15 protein-coding genes are annotated in these 16,705 nt (G+C 60.1%); 10 read left to right on the top strand and 5 right to left on the bottom strand.

The features are described from left to right. Positions 1 to 52: 52 nt before the first annotated feature. Positions 53 to 673 carry a 30S ribosomal protein S4 gene (rpsD, locus tag IF204_RS10265; protein WP_194096748.1) on the top strand — a complete coding sequence of 207 codons (621 nt, stop codon included), beginning with the start codon at positions 53 to 55 and terminating at the stop codon, positions 671 to 673. 60 nt (positions 674 to 733) lie between these two features. On the opposite strand, the gene IF204_RS10260 is transcribed toward rpsD, so the two are convergent. Next, positions 734 to 1,783, bottom strand: coding sequence for a bifunctional transcriptional activator/DNA repair enzyme AdaA (locus tag IF204_RS10260; RefSeq protein ID WP_194096746.1), 1,050 nt, complete (start codon positions 1,781 to 1,783; stop codon positions 734 to 736). Positions 1,784 to 1,904: 121 nt separating this feature from the next. On the opposite strand from IF204_RS10260, the gene hisC reads away from it, so the two are divergent. From hisC to IF204_RS10245, 3 genes are read left to right on the top strand one after another with little or no spacing between them, the layout of a single operon-like run. After that, positions 1,905 to 2,990, top strand: a complete 1,086-nt coding sequence (gene hisC, locus IF204_RS10255; protein WP_194096745.1) for a histidinol-phosphate transaminase — start codon at positions 1,905 to 1,907, stop codon at positions 2,988 to 2,990. Then, the gene (locus IF204_RS10250; RefSeq protein ID WP_194096744.1) at positions 2,990 to 3,913 is read left to right on the top strand and encodes a prephenate/arogenate dehydrogenase family protein; all 924 of its coding nucleotides are present in this window, start codon (positions 2,990 to 2,992) and stop codon (positions 3,911 to 3,913) included. The genes hisC and IF204_RS10250 overlap by 1 nt, the downstream gene beginning before the upstream one ends. Continuing rightward, complete coding sequence (locus tag IF204_RS10245; protein WP_194096742.1) at positions 3,910 to 4,746, top strand: extensin-like domain-containing protein; 837 nt, start codon at positions 3,910 to 3,912, stop codon at positions 4,744 to 4,746. The genes IF204_RS10250 and IF204_RS10245 overlap by 4 nt, the downstream gene beginning before the upstream one ends. On the opposite strand, the gene IF204_RS10240 is transcribed toward IF204_RS10245, so the two are convergent. Further along, positions 4,734 to 5,684 carry a DUF2125 domain-containing protein gene (locus tag IF204_RS10240; RefSeq protein ID WP_194096740.1) on the bottom strand — a complete coding sequence of 317 codons (951 nt, stop codon included), beginning with the start codon at positions 5,682 to 5,684 and terminating at the stop codon, positions 4,734 to 4,736. The two genes, IF204_RS10245 and IF204_RS10240, sit on opposite strands and share 13 nt — an antisense overlap. Before the next feature lie 61 nt (positions 5,685 to 5,745). Here IF204_RS10240 and IF204_RS10235 point away from each other — a divergent pair, with 61 nt between their 5' ends. The 3 genes from IF204_RS10235 to IF204_RS10225 all read left to right on the top strand — a co-directional run bounded on the left by IF204_RS10235 (position 5,746) and on the right by IF204_RS10225 (position 9,279). After that, positions 5,746 to 6,285, top strand: a complete 540-nt coding sequence (locus IF204_RS10235; RefSeq protein ID WP_194096738.1) for a gamma-glutamylcyclotransferase — start codon at positions 5,746 to 5,748, stop codon at positions 6,283 to 6,285. Between the two features lie 66 nt (positions 6,286 to 6,351). After that, a complete protein-coding gene (locus tag IF204_RS10230; RefSeq protein ID WP_194096737.1) occupies positions 6,352 to 7,500 on the top strand; it encodes a biopolymer transporter ExbB in 1,149 nt (382 codons plus the stop codon). A 6-nt stretch (positions 7,501 to 7,506) separates the two neighbouring features. Then, a complete protein-coding gene (locus IF204_RS10225; RefSeq protein ID WP_194096736.1) occupies positions 7,507 to 9,279 on the top strand; it encodes a peptidoglycan -binding protein in 1,773 nt (590 codons plus the stop codon). On the opposite strand, the gene IF204_RS10220 is transcribed toward IF204_RS10225, so the two are convergent. From IF204_RS10220 to gloB, 3 genes are all read right to left on the bottom strand, one after another. Continuing rightward, complete coding sequence (locus tag IF204_RS10220; RefSeq protein ID WP_322743277.1) at positions 9,276 to 10,163, bottom strand: M23 family metallopeptidase; 888 nt, start codon at positions 10,161 to 10,163, stop codon at positions 9,276 to 9,278. The genes IF204_RS10225 and IF204_RS10220 overlap by 4 nt on opposite strands. Before the next feature lie 59 nt (positions 10,164 to 10,222). Next, positions 10,223 to 12,553: an ATP-dependent Clp protease ATP-binding subunit ClpA gene (gene clpA / locus IF204_RS10215; RefSeq protein ID WP_194096734.1), complete on the bottom strand. Its 2,331-nt coding sequence runs from the start codon at positions 12,551 to 12,553 to the stop codon at positions 10,223 to 10,225. Positions 12,554 to 12,730: 177 nt separating this feature from the next. Beyond that, positions 12,731 to 13,498, bottom strand: coding sequence for a hydroxyacylglutathione hydrolase (gene gloB / locus IF204_RS10210; protein ID WP_194096733.1), 768 nt, complete (start codon positions 13,496 to 13,498; stop codon positions 12,731 to 12,733). A 63-nt stretch (positions 13,499 to 13,561) separates the two neighbouring features. Here gloB and IF204_RS10205 point away from each other — a divergent pair, with 63 nt between their 5' ends. The 3 genes from IF204_RS10205 to atpA all read left to right on the top strand — a co-directional run bounded on the left by IF204_RS10205 (position 13,562) and on the right by atpA (position 16,702). After that, positions 13,562 to 14,332, top strand: a complete 771-nt coding sequence (locus tag IF204_RS10205) for a class I SAM-dependent methyltransferase (RefSeq protein ID WP_194096732.1) — start codon at positions 13,562 to 13,564, stop codon at positions 14,330 to 14,332. Positions 14,333 to 14,597: 265 nt separating this feature from the next. Then, the gene (locus tag IF204_RS10200) at positions 14,598 to 15,164 is read left to right on the top strand and encodes a F0F1 ATP synthase subunit delta (RefSeq protein ID WP_194096731.1); all 567 of its coding nucleotides are present in this window, start codon (positions 14,598 to 14,600) and stop codon (positions 15,162 to 15,164) included. After that, complete coding sequence (gene atpA, locus IF204_RS10195; RefSeq protein ID WP_167635926.1) at positions 15,164 to 16,702, top strand: F0F1 ATP synthase subunit alpha; 1,539 nt, start codon at positions 15,164 to 15,166, stop codon at positions 16,700 to 16,702. Before IF204_RS10200 ends, atpA begins: the two co-directional genes overlap by 1 nt. Positions 16,703 to 16,705 lie beyond the last annotated feature (3 nt).

The following is a 16,705-nucleotide window of genomic DNA, read 5'->3' as shown; positions in this document are numbered from 1 at the left end:
AGGCTTCGGCCAGAGGACAACGCCCTTCGAAACCTAATGAAGGAGATCAGCCGTGACCAAACGCACGTCTGCCAAGTACAAAATTGACCGCCGCATGGGCGAAAACATCTGGGGACGCCCGAAGTCCCCGGTTAACCGTCGTGAATACGGCCCCGGCCAGCACGGCCAGCGTCGCAAGGCCAAGATCTCGGACTTCGGTCTGCAGCTCCGCGCCAAGCAGAAGCTGAAGGGCTACTACGGCGACCTGACCGAGAAGCAGTTCCGCCGCATCTATGCGGAAGCAGAACGCGTTAAGGGCGACACCGGTGAAAACCTGATCGGTCTGCTCGAGCGCCGTCTGGACGCTGTCGTTTACCGCGCCAAGTTCGTTCCGACCGTTTTCGCTGCTCGCCAGTTCGTAAACCACGGCCACGTCACTGTTAACGGCAAGAAAGTTAACATCCCGTCGTACCGCGTCAAAGAAGGCGACGTCATCGAAGTTCGTCAGAAGTCGAAGCAGATGGCTCTCGTTCTCGAAGCAGCTCAGCTGCCCGAGCGCGACGTTCCGGACTACCTCGACGTAGACCACTCGAAGATGACCGCGACTTTCGTTCGCGCTCCGGGTCTGTCGGACGTTCCGTACCCGGTTCTGATGGAACCGAACCTGGTCGTCGAATTCTACGCGAAGAACTAATCTGTTCTTCGCCGCATTACGGAAAGGCCGCCCACTGGGCGGCCTTTTTGCTTTCGGGGGTCAGCGAAATTGCCGCTCGATCTCGATCAGCTTCTGTTTCCGCCACAGCCCGCCCGCGTAGCCAGTCAGGGTGCCGTCCGCACCGATGACGCGGTGGCAAGGGATGATGAGAGCGATCTGGTTCTGGGCGTTGGCATTCGCCACAGCGCGCGTGGCAGTCGGGCGCCCGATGTCAGCGGCAAGCTCGCCATAACTGCGGGTTTCTCCGGCAGGGATTGCGCGGAGGGCGGCCCAGATTTGTTGCTGGAACGCGGTGCCGTAGTCGGAGGCGAGCGGGACGGTGAATTGCTCCAGCTCGCCCGCAAAAAACTGGCGTAGCTGGTCTTCGGTCTGATCGTGGATCGCCGTTCGTCCGAAGCCAAGCGCGCCCTCTGCCTTGTGGATCTTGCGCAGTTGTTCGGCCAGCCCTTTGCGTTCGGGGAATTCCAGCTTCCGAAGGGCATTGTCGTCCGCCAGCGCGATCATGGGGCCGAGCGGTGTTTCGAAGAAATCCGCCTTTAGCCTGCTGTCCGATTTCATCTCGGACGGGGCTACGCCCAGCATCGCCACAAAAGCCGACCGAAAAGCTGAGGGCGAGTCGAAGCCCGCTTCGAGTTGTGCGTCGATCACCTTGTGTCCTTTCGCCAAAGCGCGGTAGCTGTCACGCAGCCGCCTTGCGCGCGCCATTTGCAGGAATGTCATGCCGTATTGCCGCCGGAAGGTTCGCCGGACGGTGGAGCTGTCAAAGCCCATAGCGACCACGTCATCCTCCGACCAGCGGCGGTCCGGCTCTGCATCGAGCGCAGCCATCAGCGCTCCAATCACTGGATCGGTCTCCGCCGCGGGCTTTACCGGATGGCATCGCTTGCAGGGGCGGAAGCCAGCGTCGAAACACTCTTGCGGGGTCGCGAAAAACTGACAATTCGACCGCAATGGTTTGCGGGCAGGGCAGGTCAGGCGGCAGAATATGCCGGTGGACGCCACGCCCACATACGCCTGTCCGTCGAAGCGGGCATCGCGGCGTAAAAGCGCGTCATAGAGGGTGTCGAAATCTGGCAATTTGAACAGCATGGCCCACCATAGCGCGCTTCATGTCACGCTGCCGCCTGAAAACGGGCAGCGCATCAATGATCTTCTCTGGAAAGGACAGGTGCGCCCCGTTATGGAGTGACTGTTATTCGGAGGGGCAGAGATGACCACCAAGCCACAGCCACAGCCCGGCATTATGGATATCGCACTCTACGTGAGCGGCGAATCCAAGGTCGAAGGCAAAACCGAGGTTCTGAAACTCTCGGCGAACGAAAACCCCTATGGTTTCAGTGACAAAGCCAAGGAAGCCTATCTGCGTTCGGCTGTGAACCTCCATCGCTATCCCAACACCGACCACGCGCCCCTGCGCGAAGCGATTGCCGAGATCCACGGTCTCGACGCAGGCCGCATCATCTGCGGCGTCGGCTCGGACGAAGTGCTGCAATTCATCGTGCACAGCTACGCCGGTGTCGGGTACGAGGTCATTGTGACCGAGCACGGGTTTTCGATGTACCCGATTCTCGCCCGTATGGTTGGCGCAACTCCGGTCGAGGTGAAGGAAAAGACCCGCGTCGTAGACGTGGATTCGATCCTGTCGGCTGTCACGCCCAAAACCCGCGTTGTGTTTATCGCAAACCCCGCGAACCCGACCGGCACCATGATCGGTGAGGACGAGCTTTACCGTCTTGCCAAGGGGCTGCCGCGCAATGTGATCCTTGTGATCGACAGCGCATATGCTGAGTTTGCCGATGGCTATGACGGCGGCAAAGCCATTGTGGACGAATTCGCGAACGTCGTGATGACCCGCACGTTCTCCAAGCTGCACGGCCTTGGCGGGATGCGGATCGGTTGGGGTTATGCGCAACGTGAAGTCGTCGATGTGCTGAACCGCGTGCGTCAGCCGTTCAACCTGTCGGAAACCCAGATGACCGTGGCTGCGGCTGCGGTGCGCGATACCGACTTTGCCGAACGCTGCGTTCGTGAGAATGCCCGCTGGCGCGACTGGCTACGCAATGCGCTGGTGCAGATGGGTGTCGGCTGTGACGAAAGCTACGCCAATTTCGTTCTGGCGCGTTTTTCGAACCCTGACGAGGCTGCGGCTTGCAATGCCGCGCTCAAGGCCGACGGCATCATTGTGCGCCCAGTTGGCAGCTACAAACTGCCGAACTGTCTTCGTATCACAGTCGGTGACGAGGCCGCTTGCCGCCGCGTCATCCACGTGATCGCAACGTTCAAAGGCATCCGCTGATGACTGTGATCTACAAACGCGTCGCGCTCATCGGTCTGGGCCTGATTGCCGGCTCTATGTCGCTGGCCATTCGTCGGGGCAAGCTGGCTGAGGAAATCGTAGGGTACGCTCGTTCGCAGGAAACCCGTGACATCGCGCGCGAAATCAACCTCGTGGATCGAGTCGTCGACAGCGCCGAGGAAGCCGTCAAAGACGCCGATCTCGTCGTGCTCGCCGTTCCGGTCGGTGCAATGGGCGCGGTGATGGAGGCGATTGCGCCGCACCTTAAAGAGGGTGCCGTCGTAAGTGACGTCGGCTCGGTCAAGCAATCGGTGTTCGACGCCGTGATGCCGCATATGCCTGAGCACGCGCACTTTATCGGCAGCCACCCGATGGCGGGTACCGAACACTCCGGTCCGCGCGCTGGTTTTGCAACGCTATTCGACAACCGCTGGTGCCTGATTGTGCCGCCTGCCGATGCCGATCAGGCTCAGGTCGACAAACTCGCCGCGTTCTGGCGCGCGATCGGTGCGGATATCGAGTTTATGGAGCCCGAGCGTCACGACCTCGTTTGTGCTGTGGTGTCTCACACGCCGCACCTCATCGCTTACACGATGGTGGGCGTGGCCGATGACCTTCGCCGCGTGACGGAGCGTGAGGTCATCAAATTCTCCGCCGCCGGTTTCCGTGACTTCACACGTATCGCGGCGTCCGATCCGACCATGTGGCGCGACGTGTTCCTGACGAACAAGGAAGCGACGCTGGAAATCCTCGGGCGTTTCACCGAAGAGCTCTTCGCTCTTCAGCGTGCGATCCGTACGGGCGATGGCGATACGCTGTTCGACTACTTTACCCATACCCGCGCGATCCGTCGGGGCATTCTTGAAGCTGGTCAGGATACCGACGCGCCGGACTTCGGCCGTACGAAGGCTGCGAAGGAATGAAGCTGGGGTTGGCGCTTGCGCTGACCTTGTGGGGCGGCGCGGTATGGGCAAATGCGCCCTCCGCGACGTCCCAACCCCGCTTGCGCCCGACCGAAGTCGTGGTCAGCGAGTCCGGCACCGCTGTTGCGCGTCCGAGGTTGCGCCCTGCTGCACTGGCGCCCGCGCCAAGCACGCCTGAAAGTACCGCCGCACGTATCGCGATGGAGCCTGAGACTTCCAGCCGGTTTGCCGTTTCCCGCTCCGCGCGTCCCTCGGCCCGGCCGCCGCATATCGTTCTAGCTGGCATTGCCGCTGCCGAAGCGCGCCGCCGTGGCAGCATCTGCGGCGATTTCGATATCCAAGGTGAGGAGATCGCGGATATCAACGGCCCCGGTCCTTGTGGCGTTGAAGGGGCCGTGCGCATCCGTTCGATCCTCGGCATCGGGTTCACCGAACAGCCAACCGTCGATTGTCGCACTGCCTCGGCGTTCAAGACATGGCTAGAGCGTGGCGCTATCCCCGCAGTCGGTAGTGAAGGCGGCGGCATCAAGGAAATCTGGGTGATGGGGCACTATAGCTGTCGCAACCAGATCGGAAATTCCAGTGGTCGTCGCCTGTCAGAGCATGCGCTCGGCCACGCGATCGACGTGGGCGGTCTGCGCCTCAATGATGGCAGCATGATCTCGGTCGAAAACGGCTGGGGCACGCGGTCTGACGGCGGGCAACTCCGCGCTATGCATCAGGCGGCTTGCGGACCGTTTGGGACGGTGCTGGGGCCGAACGCGAATGCGGCCCACCACGACCATTTCCACTTTGACACGGCCCGGAACCGCAACAGTGCCTATTGCCGCTGACAGGCGAGGGGCGACGGTCCGAGGGGGAACGGCCCCAAACGCATGGTTTGACCTGCAAGGGTGAGGGGCAGGGCGATGCGGCCTTCGCTATCGGCCAGATTGCCGCCGACGATTTTCCAGCTCTGGGCGACTTGCGGTTCAATCATTTCCATCTCGACCGCAACATCGAAGAACGTTTGCCAGCCCTTGACTGCAAGGTTGATCTGGCCTTGAGCGTCGCAGCCGTCCTCGAAGGTCAATTTGCCGTCAAACGCCAGTTCGATATCGTCCCACTTCATCGTCGCAGTCGCGATATCCAAAGTCTCGATCACGGGATCGGCCGACTGGATCAGCAGCGGCCGTTTCAGACCCGCTAGCGCTTCAAAGTGGGCGGACTCGATGACATTCGACAGCGATCCGTTGATCTGCCCGAAAAGGTCGAGATCCTGCGGCAGTTCGATGTTCGCCGCATCGAGCATCAGGGTATAGCCGTTGTGGGCATCCTCCGACTGCGCGGCCTTCATGTGAAGTGCTTCAATGGCAACGTCCGCACCGCTGACGGTGGCGTCTTCGATGTCGAGGGTCGCCTTTTCGACCTCTCCGAACGGCCAATAGTTTACCTTAAGGTCGCCTTCGACGCGGTCGCCTTCGATGACGATGGTCTGCAACTCGTCCGCCACTGTGATTGGCGCTTTGGTCGACAGGCGCAGGCCGTTGGGCGGCGTCGTGGGAATGCTGATATCAAGCGCGTCGAACGTCAGGCCATCCGCAGTGGCAAGGTCATCGACGCGGACAGTCCAGCGCAGTGGCGTAAACCGGATCGCGCGGTCAGAGGCGGAGATGTCATCACTTTTGTCGAACGCCGTGCCCAAACCAGCGTAGAGAACGACCGATCCGATCCCCCACCACAGGACATATGCCATTGGCAGTCCGATCTTCTTTCGCGTGTGGCGTGCCATGACTGCCCCTTCAAGTTTTCGTCTTGCGTCGTTATAGCCCACCCGAACAGGAGGAACAGTGATGACCCTATGGGTATTTGGTTACGGATCTCTTCTCTGGAATCCGGGTTTCGAACCGGTCGAGGCTCGCCAGGGGCGGCTCGACGGGTGGCATCGCTCGTTCTGTATGCTCTCCATTCACCACCGCGGTACCGTCGAACATCCCGGTTTGGTACTGGCGCTCGACGCGCAACAGGATGCACGCTGCACCGGTATGGTGCTGCGTGTGGCCGAGGAGGACACCGACGAGGTGCTTGCCTATCTGCGCGAGCGCGAACTGATATCTGCCGCCTATCTTGAGGTGAAGCTGCCTGTCACGCTCGACGATGGGCGCGAAATCGAAGCGGTGACCTATGTTATCGATGCCTCGCACGCGCAGTATGTCGACTTCGACCTCGAAACGCAGGCGCAGATGATCGCATCTGCGGTCGGTGGGCGTGGTCCGAACTACGAATATCTGGACAATACCGCGTCCCATCTGGACAAGATGGGCATCGCTGACCCCGATATGGCGTGGCTTGTTCGCCGCGTTGCAGCTATTCGTACAGGTGAATCCGTATAAATTATTTGGGTTCGGGGTTGTTGACCCCTATGGTGACCCAAAACAGAGACGAGGAACCTGTCCGACATGGACATCAGGGAACCTGAGGCCGAGCCGTATTTTTCGCAGCCGCTTCGCCAGATCATTTCTATGCTTATCGCCTTGGCCCTTATCGGGGCGGGGGGATATGTGGCGTTTGGAACGGTAGAATTCTTGTTCCTGTCCAATCCGTATCTCAACACGCTGATCGGGCTGGTGTTCGTCATTGGCCTGTTCTCCTGCTTTGCGCAGGTGTTCCAGTTGATGAACAGTGTGGAGTGGATCAAGCGTTTCGTCCGTGAACAGCAGACCCGCCAAGCGCCTGCACTGCTTGCGCCGCTGGCCACGCTTCTCCGTTCGCGCGGTGCGCGGATGCAGCTGTCAAACTCCTCGACACGCTCTATTCTGGACTCAGTCGCGTCGCGTATCGACGAAGATCGCGAGATTACCAAATACCTCGGCAACACGCTGATTTTCCTTGGCCTGCTCGGTACGTTCTACGGCCTCGCGACGACGCTTCCCGCGCTCGTTGATACGATCCGAAACCTCAATGCTGACGGCCAGTCGGGGTCTGACGTGTTCACCAAGCTCCAGCAGGGGCTCGAATCCCAGCTTGGCGGTATGGGAACGGCGTTCTCGTCATCGCTGCTCGGCCTCGCAGGTTCGCTGATCGTTGGTCTTCTGGAGCTTTTTGCTGGTCACGGTCAGAACCGTTTCTACCGTGAGCTTGAAGAGTGGCTGTCGTCGATCACCCGTCTCGGCTTTGCCTCGGGCGATGAGGCAACCGGCAGTGAAGGCACGGAATATGGCGGTGTTCTTGATCAGATGGCTGACCAGATCGACCAGCTTGCCGATCTGTTCCACCGCGCCGAAGAGCGCCGCGCGCACACCGACGTGCAGATCGCGAACCTCACCGGCGCGCTGACCATGCTGGCACAGCGACTGGAGCAGGACGATCCGCGTCCGGCGCTGACCGCCTCCGCCGAAGCCCAGCAGCGCCTTGTCGAGCGCCTGCGTGAAAGCGGTGTCGACGGCATCGACGCCGAAAGCCGTATGCGCCTGCGTTCGATCGACGTGCAGCTGCTAAAGATCCTCGAAGAACTCTCGGCCGGTCGTCAGGAGACGATGGCTGAAATCCGCGCTGAAGTCGGCGCTCTGGCTCGCGGGCTGCGTCAACAGCGCCGCCAGGGCGAGTAAAGCCCGATGGCAATCGGGGGCCGCCGCAGTACGAACCGTTTCAACGCCTCGATCTGGCCGGGGTTTGTAGACGCTATGACCGGCCTTCTATTGGTCATGATGTTCGTTCTGACAATTTTCATGGTCCTCCAATTTGCGCTGCGCGAACAGATTTCCGGTCAGGAAAGTCGCCTGATCGAGCTTTCCGACGAGGTCGCTATTCTTTCGCAGGCCCTCGGCCTTGAACGTGAAAAGAGCGCGACGCTTGAGAGCACTGTCGGCAACCTGAACGACGAACTCGACGAGGCGTCAGCTGCGGCCGATGCCCAAGCGGCGCTAATTGCCTCCCTGCGAACCGAGCGTGACAATATCGCCGCCCAGCTGGTGACGGCGCAAAACCAGATCACTGGTTTTGAAGCACAAGTCGCTGGACTGCTGGCAGACCGAGCTGACCTTCGCGACCAAGTCTCAAACCTTGAAGGCGACAATGCCGAGCTGATGAGCGAGAGCGAAGCTCTGAACCTCGCACTGGCTCAAGCGCGTGATGAAGTTGACGCGCAAGAAGAGGCCGCGCGCCTTGCCGCAGCCCGCCGCGAAGCGCTTGAGGCTATGATCGCCGAACTACGCAACGAAGGTGCAGAAACGTCTGGCGCGCTGGATGCTGCGCAGAGTGAGATCGACGAACTGGAAGCGGCACGGCTGGCTGATGCCGCGGCTGCCGAAGCTCTGCGTGAACGCCTTGCGAATGCGGATAGCGAACTGACCGCGATGACCCTCGCGCTTGAGCAGCAGCGCCAGCGTGCGGAAGAAACGCTGACCTTGCTCGCCGCAGCTGAAGCCGCCCGCGACGACCTTGATAGCAATCTGGCCGATGCGATCATCGCCCGTCAGGCATTGCAGGCCGAGGTCGATAGCCTCGCATCGACGCAGGACGAAACCGCTCAGGAACGTGCCGACTTGCAATCGCGGCTCGCTGCTGCCCTTGCCGCACTGAACGCAGCGCAGCAGGACGCCGCCGACCAGATGACCGAGGCAGAGCGGCAGGCCGCATTGCTGGCGACGGCGAATAGTGCGCTGGCTGAACAAGAGGCGCTTTCGGCGGAAAGCGAACGCCAGATTGCTGCACTGAACGCCAACGTCTCGCAGCTTCGCGCGCAGCTCGAAGAGCTTCAGGGCCTACTAAATATTGCGAACGAGAACGACAGCAGCGCGACCTTGCAGATCAACAATCTGACCACGCAGCTCAATCAGGCGCTCGCCCGCGCTGCGCTCGAAAACCAGCGTCGTCTCGCGCTCGAAGAAGCCGAGCGCAAGCGCCTCGAGGAAGAGGCCAAAGAGCTGTCGAACTACCGCTCCGAATTCTTCGGTCAGCTTCGCGCGCTACTCGCGGATCAAGACGGTGTGCGCATCGTCGGTGACCGCTTCGTGTTCTCGTCCGAGGTTCTGTTCGACGAAGGCAGTGCCGATCTGTCGCCCCAGGGGCGTCGCGAGATTGGCAATGTCGCGTCGATCCTACGTCAGATCGTCGACGATATTCCGGACACCATCGACTGGATTATTCGCGTCGACGGCCACACCGATGACCAACCGCTTTCGGGCACGGGCGAATTCGCCGATAACTGGGAGCTTAGCCAAGCACGCGCTCTTTCCGTAGTGCGCTTCATGGTCGATCGCGAAGGCATCGACCCGCGTCACCTGTCGGCCAACGGCTTTGCGGAATATCAGCCAATCAACGATGCCGACACTCCCGAAGCGCGCGCGCAGAACCGCCGTATCGAACTCAAACTGACCGAGCGTTAATCGAGCGCGAAGCTGGTGGACATGCTGTCCAATAGCTCGCCATTGCGCGTCATTGTCACAGTGCCATTGTAGGCTCCAGCGGGCCAGTGGTCTGTCGTGAGCCGTTTTCCGGCGGCGCGGAAAGTTTGGGCCTGGGCGCGGTCGAGCGTTTCTTCGTGGGTAAAGGTAAAGCCGTCCGGTCCGTCGATGCTGAGTGTCAACAGGTCGCCTACCTGCGTGCCGAAGCTCAGCCCCCAGATCACGAGATTGCTTCCCGCTGAGGGCAAGGTTGTCGCCGTGCCAGCTTTCACCGCGTCGTAGTTGGGCACGTTCGGCGCAAATCCTACGGACACAATCCCGCCATCAGGTGCGTTGATCGGCTCGGACCAGAGCGCACCCGAGGCCGTGCAATCAGTCGCACTACCTGTGTCGAACGGGTCGATGACATCGCCATCTTTGCGAACAGATAGGTGAACGTGGGGGAATTGGGTCTGGCCGGAAAGGCCGACTTGGCCGATGACTTCTCCAGTGGAGACCTCTTGCCCAACGCGGGGAATAACGCTGCCGAGCGCGAGGTGGCAGTATTGCGTTTCCCAACCATCACCGTGGTTGATGACGAGGCCGTTGCCGCATTCGCCGTCCGTGACATCGGGCGCATCGGGGCCGGTTTGCAAGACGTCCGGCATTTCGTCCCGCACGCCTGTCACCAGTCCGTCCGCTGCAGCCAGCACGTTCACGCCTTCCGCCTGCATCGCCAGCGAGGGGAGGGCGAAGTCGGTGCCCTTGTGGCCGTCATAAGTGAGGCCGCTACAGCGGAAATCGCTGAGGCCGCTGGTTGGGTCGCGGTCCACGAATTGTTGGATGTAGCAGACCTCGCCAAGATCGCAGTCGATCGGTGAGGACAAAGAAAAAGCCCCTGCCGCCACGGGGGCGGCAAGGGCCGAAATCATTACCAGTAACCGCATTAGTCGGCGGTCAGAAGCGGAGGCTTGTTGCCCGTCAGGCGGCCAGGCTTCGGCGGCTCGATCTGCAGGTCGAGCTTGTCGTCCTTGACCGCAACGCGGACCAGACCGCCTTTGGTAAGCTGACCGAAGAGAAGCTCTTCTGCCAACGGCTTCTTGATGTGCTCCTGAATGACACGACCCAGCGGACGCGCACCCATCTTGGAGTCGTAACCCTTGTCTGCCAGCCATGCAGCGGCTTCTTCGGTAAGTTCGATATGGACGTTGCGATCCATAAGCTGGGCTTCCAGCTGGAGTACGAACTTCTCGACCACCTGCATGATGACTTCTTTGGGCAGCGGCGCGAACGGAATGACAGCATCCAGACGGTTGCGGAATTCCGGTGTGAAGGTCCGCTCGATTGCAGCGGTATCTTCACCCTCGCGGCGGTCACGACCAAAGCCGATGGCTTCCTTCGCTTGCTCCGCAGCACCTGCGTTCGAAGTCATGATCAGGATCACATTGCGGAAGTCGGTGGTCCGACCGTTGTGGTCGGTGAGCTTCCCGTGGTCCATGACCTGCAGCAGGATGTTGTAGACATCCGGGTGGGCCTTTTCGATCTCGTCGAGCAGCAGAACACAGTGCGGGTTCTGGTCGATCTTGTCGGTGAGCATACCGCCTTGGTCGAAACCGACATAGCCCGGAGGGGCACCGATCAGACGCGAAACCGCGTGCTTCTCCATGTATTCCGACATGTCGAAGCGGATCAGTTCGACGCCGAGCGTGTCCGCCAGCTGCTTTGCCACTTCGGTCTTACCCACACCGGTCGGACCGGCGAAGAGGTAGTTACCGATGGGCTTCTCGGGTTCACGCAGACCAGCACGGGCCAGCTTGATCGCGGACGACAGCGACTCGATAGCGATGTTCTGACCGAACACGACGCGCTTGAGCGACTTTTCGAGATCCTTCAGTGTCTCTGCGTCGTCCTTGCTGACGTTCTTCGGCGGGATGCGGGCAATCTTGGCCACGACGGCTTCGATTTCCTTTACGCCGATGGTCTTGCGGCGCTTCGATTCCGCGACGAGGTGCTGGGCAGCGCCTGCTTCGTCGATGACGTCGATGGCCTTATCCGGCAGCTTGCGGTCGTTGATGTAGCGCGACGACAACTCCACAGCCGACTTGATGGCGTCAGCAGTGTAGCGGATGTTGTGGTGCTCTTCGAAGTAGGGCTTGAGACCCTGAAGGATCTTGACCGAATCTTCGACCGAAGGCTCGTTTACGTCGATCTTCTGGAAACGGCGGCTCAGCGCGCGATCCTTTTCGAAGTGCTGACGGAATTCCTTATAAGTGGTCGAGCCCATGCAACGCAGTTTGCCGCCCTGAAGCGCGGGCTTCAGGAGGTTCGACGCATCCATAGCGCCGCCCGAGGTAGCGCCGGCACCAATTACGGTGTGGATTTCGTCGATGAACAAAACCGCGTCGTCATGTTCTTCAAGCTCCGAAACAACGGCTTTCAGGCGCTCTTCGAAATCACCGCGATAACGGGTGCCTGCAAGCAGAGCGCCCATGTCGAGGCTGAAGATCGTGGTGCCCGAAAGGACTTCCGGCACTTCTTCGTTGATGATCTGGCGAGCGAGGCCTTCCGCGATTGCGGTCTTACCAACGCCCGGATCCCCGACGAGCAGCGGGTTGTTCTTGCGGCGACGGCAAAGCACCTGAATGCAGCGCTCGACCTCGTGGTGGCGGCCGATCAGCGGATCGACGTCGCCCTTGCGGGACTTCGCGTTGAGGTCGACGCAATACTTGGCCAGCGCGGATTCCTTGCCTTCGGCTTCGGGCGCGGACTGGTGCGGGCGGGACGTTTGCTCTTCTTCTTCGGCGCCGGTGATCGGGCGCGCTTCGCCGAACGCGGGGTCTTTGGCGACACCGTGGGCGATGAAGTTGACCGCGTCGTAACGGGTCATGTCCTGATCTTGCAGGAAGTACGCGGCGTTGCTTTCACGCTCTGCAAAGATAGCGACGAGCACGTTAGCACCGGTAACTTCGGTGCGGCCGGACGACTGGACGTGGATCGCAGCGCGCTGGATGACGCGCTGGAACGCAGCGGTCGGTACAGCTTCGGATCCTTCGACCTCGGTGATGAGGGTCGAAAGGTCGTCGTCGATGTAGTCTTCAAGGTTCTTGCGTAGCTCGTCGAGATCGACGGCACAGGCACGCATGACGCGTGATGCGTCGGGTTCGTCGATCAGAGCAAGCAAGAGGTGTTCGAGAGTAGCCAGTTCGTGACGGCGGGCGTTCGCCAGCGCCAGTGCTGCGTGGATGGACTGCTCGAGTGTTGTCGAAAATGACGGCACGTCAGTGCTCCTCTATCGGGGTTCGCGAAGCCGGAAGCTGCGCGAAGCATGGCCTCTTATACTTAAGGTTTGGTGTTCTTTGGTTGTCCTTCAAGGACTTTCTCTCGATTTACCTTCACAATTGTTTTCAACTCTATCCTACGGCTCAATCCCGCATCATGTTCGGGCATGTATCCGTCAGAAGTTGTCTTTACGCTTGCGGACCTCCGCAAAGACCTCCTCGTCGGTTGCAAGCGGCATGCCGATTGCGGACTTGAGCGCTTCGTCATCGGCTCGCAGATACGGGTTAGTTGCGACCTCATCGCCCAGAATGGAAGGGACGGTGGGCTCGCCGCGTTCCCGCGCCGCAAATACCGCGTCGGCCCGTGCTTTGACCGCCGGATGGTCCGGCTCGATGGCCAGGGCAAACTTGGCGTTGGTGGCCGTATACTCGTGGCCGGAACAAACAACGGTTTCGGGCGGCAGTGCGCGCAGACGTTTCAGACTGTTCCACATTTCGGCAGAGGTGCCTTCGAAAAGACGGCCGCAGCCGAATGCCATCAAGCTGTCAGCGGAAAACAGATAGCCGCTTTCGGGCAGGTGGAACGCGATATGACCGGACGAATGGCCGGGGACAAAGATGACATGGCATGTCTCGCCGCAAACCTCGAACGTGTCGCCGTCACCGACCGCTAGGTCCAGCGCAGGCAGGCGATGGGCGTCGATTTCGGCGCCGATTACGCGGGAGTTCGATTTGGCGCGGAGAGCATCCACACCGTCGATATGGTCATGGTGGTGGTGGGTTACAAGAATGTCGTCCAGTTCAAATCCGCGGTGGCCGAGGAAGGACGCGATGGGTTCAACCTCGGGGGCATCGACCAGAGCGGTCTTGCCAGTGGCCGCATTGTGCAACACGTATGCATAGTTGTCTGCGAGACACGGGATGGTGAAAAGCTCAAGGGGCATGGCATCGCCGTCCAGTTTGGTTAAAGTTGTATCCAAGCCTGACCCAAAGGACGACCGTCTGCAATGCACCTTGATGTGTTGGATCTTCGCAACTTTTACTACCGCAGCCAGCTTGGCCGTGCGGCACAGAAGGTTATTCGCAATGATCTGCTGACGCTATGGCCCGAAGCGAAGGGCCAGACTGTCGTGGGGTTCGGTTTCGCTGTTCCGATGCTGCGCCCCTATCTGACAGAGGCACGGCGGGTGGTTGGCCTGATGCCCGGACCGCAGGGCGTGATGCCTTGGCCGGCTGGGATGCCGAACGTTTCGGTCCTGTGTGAAGAGACGTTCTGGCCGCTCGATACTGGTAGCGTCGACAAGCTGGTGGTGATGCACGGTCTAGAAACATCAGAGAACCCGACTGCTGTTCTCAACGAATGCTGGCGCGTGCTGGGGCCGGGTGGGCGCGCGATCTTTGTTGTGCCAAACCGCGCAGGGCTCTGGTCGCGGAGTGACCGCACGCCTTTCGGTTACGGTCGTCCCTATTCGCTTGGCCAGCTTGAGGCGCAGTTCAAACAGCACAACTTTATCACCGAGCGTTCTCGGTCGTCGCTTTATCAAGTGCCGTCGTCTAAACGGATCTGGCGCAAGCTCGCGGGACTGACGGAGAACATCGGAAAGACTCTTCCGTTCGCGGCGGGCGGCGTACTCATGGTCGAAGTGACCAAACAGGTTGCTGCTCCTCGCAGGCCCGGACTGGGTGAGGCGGTCAAGCGGCCACTACGTGTCCTCGAAGGGGTAGGGCGGCCAGTGCCGAAGCCGGGGCTTTCGCGAACGCACCGCGAGTCATCATGAATGCAAAATATGTGGATGGATTCGGGTTTTCGGCCTCCAACGTTTGATCATGTCGGCATTTAATTGCGCCAATTGTCGCACATGTTGACATATCCACAATCTAGGGCGCAAACATTGGCCAATTACTGGCCTAAGCCTGTTGCCACACAAAAACCCCTCTGATACATCCCCCCGTGATCTTGTTGCCCCCGCAAATGCGAGGGCCATTTAAGCTGCCTGACGGTCGGCCCTCACGGGTCGAAGAGACGGCCTAATCATCGGAAGGGTGGACGTGTCCGAACCAGCTTCGATCTCAACCGGCATTGCTTCGCGCTATGCATCCGCCGTGTTCGACATTGCCAAAGAAGGCAATGGCCTCGCGGCACTCGAATCCGACATTGACGCACTGGCCGCAGCACTCGACTCGAGCGAGGACCTGCGTGCGCTGATCGGCTCGCCGATCTACAGCCGCGATCAACAGGCAGGTGCCGTCTCGGCTCTGGCCAAGAAAATGGAACTTTCGGAAACCATGAACAGCACGCTGGCCCTTCTGGCCCAGAAGCGCCGCCTGTTCGTGCTTCCGCAGCTGCTTGAAGTCCTTCGCGCCCGTCTGGCCGAAGAAAAGGGCGAAATCACCGCTGACGTCGTCAGCGCGAAAGCTCTGACCAAAGGCCAGACCGACAAGCTGTCCCAGACCCTGAAGGCGAAGGTCGGCAAGGACGTCAACATCAATGCCACTGTCGATGCTTCGCTCATCGGCGGTCTTATCGTTAAGGTGGGCTCGAAGATGATCGACACGTCGATCCGCTCCAAGCTCAGCGCTCTCCAGAACACCATGAAAGAGGTCGGATAATGGCGATCCAAGCTGCAGAAATTTCTGCGATCCTAAAAGACCAGATCAAGAACTTCGGCCAGGAAGCCGAAGTGGCCGAAGTCGGCCGTGTGCTCTCGGTCGGTGACGGTATCGCGCGTGTTTACGGTCTGGACAATGTTCAGGCTGGTGAAATGGTCGAATTCCCGGGCGGAATTCGCGGCATGGCGCTGAACCTCGAAGCTGACAACGTCGGTGTTGTTATCTTCGGTTCGGACCGCGACATTAAAGAAGGCGACACCGTCAAGCGTACCAACTCGATCGTGGACGTTCCGGCTGGTGACGAGCTTCTCGGTCGCGTTGTTGACGGTCTGGGTAACCCGATCGACGGCAAGGGCCCGATCAACACCTCGAAGCGCCTCGTCGCTGACGTTAAGGCTCCGGGCATTATCCCCCGTAAGTCGGTTCACGAACCGATGGCAACCGGCCTGAAGTCGGTTGACGCTATGATCCCGGTTGGCCGTGGTCAGCGCGAACTTATCATTGGTGACCGTCAGACCGGTAAGACTGCCGTTGCTCTCGACGCTATCCTGAACCAGAAGTCGTACAACGAAGCTGCTGGCGACGACGAGTCGAAGAAGCTGTACTGCATCTACGTTGCAGTTGGTCAGAAGCGTTCGACCGTTGCCCAGCTGGTTAAGAAGCTCGAAGAAAACGGCGCTATGGAATACTCCATCGTTGTTGCTGCGACCGCTTCGGATCCGGCACCGATGCAGTTCCTTGCACCGTACGCTGCAACCGCTATGGCTGAGCACTTCCGTGACAACGGCCGCCACGCTCTGATCATCTATGATGACCTTTCGAAGCAGGCTGTTTCGTATCGTCAGATGTCGCTGCTGCTCCGCCGCCCGCCGGGTCGTGAAGCTTACCCGGGCGACGTTTTCTACCTCCACTCCCGCCTGCTCGAGCGTTCGGCTAAGCTGAACGAAGACAACGGTGCTGGCTCGCTGACCGCCCTGCCGATCATCGAAACCCAGGGCGGCGACGTTTCGGCGTTTATTCCGACCAACGTGATCTCGATCACCGACGGTCAGATCTTCCTCGAAACCGAACTGTTCTACCAGGGTATCCGCCCCGCTGTGAACACCGGTCTCTCGGTTTCGCGCGTTGGCTCGTCGGCTCAGACCAAGGCTATGTCCTCGGTTGCTGGTCCGGTTAAGCTCTCGCTCGCTCAGTACCGCGAAATGGCTGCCTTCGCTCAGTTCGGTTCGGACCTCGACGCCTCGACCCAGCAGCTGCTGAACCGTGGTGCCCGTCTGACCGAGCTCATGAAGCAGCCGCAGTACTCGCCGCTGACCAACGCTGAAATCGTCTGCGTCATCTTCGCAGGTACCAACGGCTACCTCGATAAGCTGCCGGTTTCGGATGTTGCCCGTTTCGAAGACGGTCTGCTGAACTTCCTGCGCAACAAGCGTAAGGACATTCTGGACTGGATCTCGAACGAAGACCCGAAAATCAAAGGCGAAGCTGCTGACAAACTGAAAGCAGTTCTGGACGAATTCGCCGCTGATTTCGCCTGATCG

Source organism: Marivivens aquimaris (assembly GCF_015220045.1).
Lineage (GTDB): Bacteria > Pseudomonadota > Alphaproteobacteria > Rhodobacterales > Rhodobacteraceae > Marivivens > Marivivens aquimaris.
The sequence above is the reverse complement of the archived record's forward strand: the minus strand, read 5'-3'. Positions and strand labels throughout refer to the sequence as shown.

What these genes read in the sequence shown, in the direction of transcription:
- hisC (WP_194096745.1), top strand. Translation starts at nt 1,905, where the DNA reads ATGACCACCAAGCCACAGCCACAGCCCGGCATTATGGATATCGCACTC.
- IF204_RS10230 (WP_194096737.1), top strand. Translation starts at nt 6,352, where the DNA reads ATGGACATCAGGGAACCTGAGGCCGAGCCGTATTTTTCGCAGCCGCTT.
- IF204_RS10235 (WP_194096738.1), top strand. Translation starts at nt 5,746, where the DNA reads ATGACCCTATGGGTATTTGGTTACGGATCTCTTCTCTGGAATCCGGGT.
- IF204_RS10205 (WP_194096732.1), top strand. Translation starts at nt 13,562, where the DNA reads ATGCACCTTGATGTGTTGGATCTTCGCAACTTTTACTACCGCAGCCAG.
- IF204_RS10240 (WP_194096740.1), bottom strand. Translation starts at nt 5,684, where the DNA reads ATGGCACGCCACACGCGAAAGAAGATCGGACTGCCAATGGCATATGTC.
- IF204_RS10260 (WP_194096746.1), bottom strand. Translation starts at nt 1,783, where the DNA reads ATGCTGTTCAAATTGCCAGATTTCGACACCCTCTATGACGCGCTTTTA.
- atpA (WP_167635926.1), top strand. Translation starts at nt 15,164, where the DNA reads ATGGCGATCCAAGCTGCAGAAATTTCTGCGATCCTAAAAGACCAGATC.
- gloB (WP_194096733.1), bottom strand. Translation starts at nt 13,498, where the DNA reads ATGCCCCTTGAGCTTTTCACCATCCCGTGTCTCGCAGACAACTATGCA.
- IF204_RS10250 (WP_194096744.1), top strand. Translation starts at nt 2,990, where the DNA reads ATGACTGTGATCTACAAACGCGTCGCGCTCATCGGTCTGGGCCTGATT.
- IF204_RS10245 (WP_194096742.1), top strand. Translation starts at nt 3,910, where the DNA reads ATGAAGCTGGGGTTGGCGCTTGCGCTGACCTTGTGGGGCGGCGCGGTA.
- IF204_RS10225 (WP_194096736.1), top strand. Translation starts at nt 7,507, where the DNA reads ATGGCAATCGGGGGCCGCCGCAGTACGAACCGTTTCAACGCCTCGATC.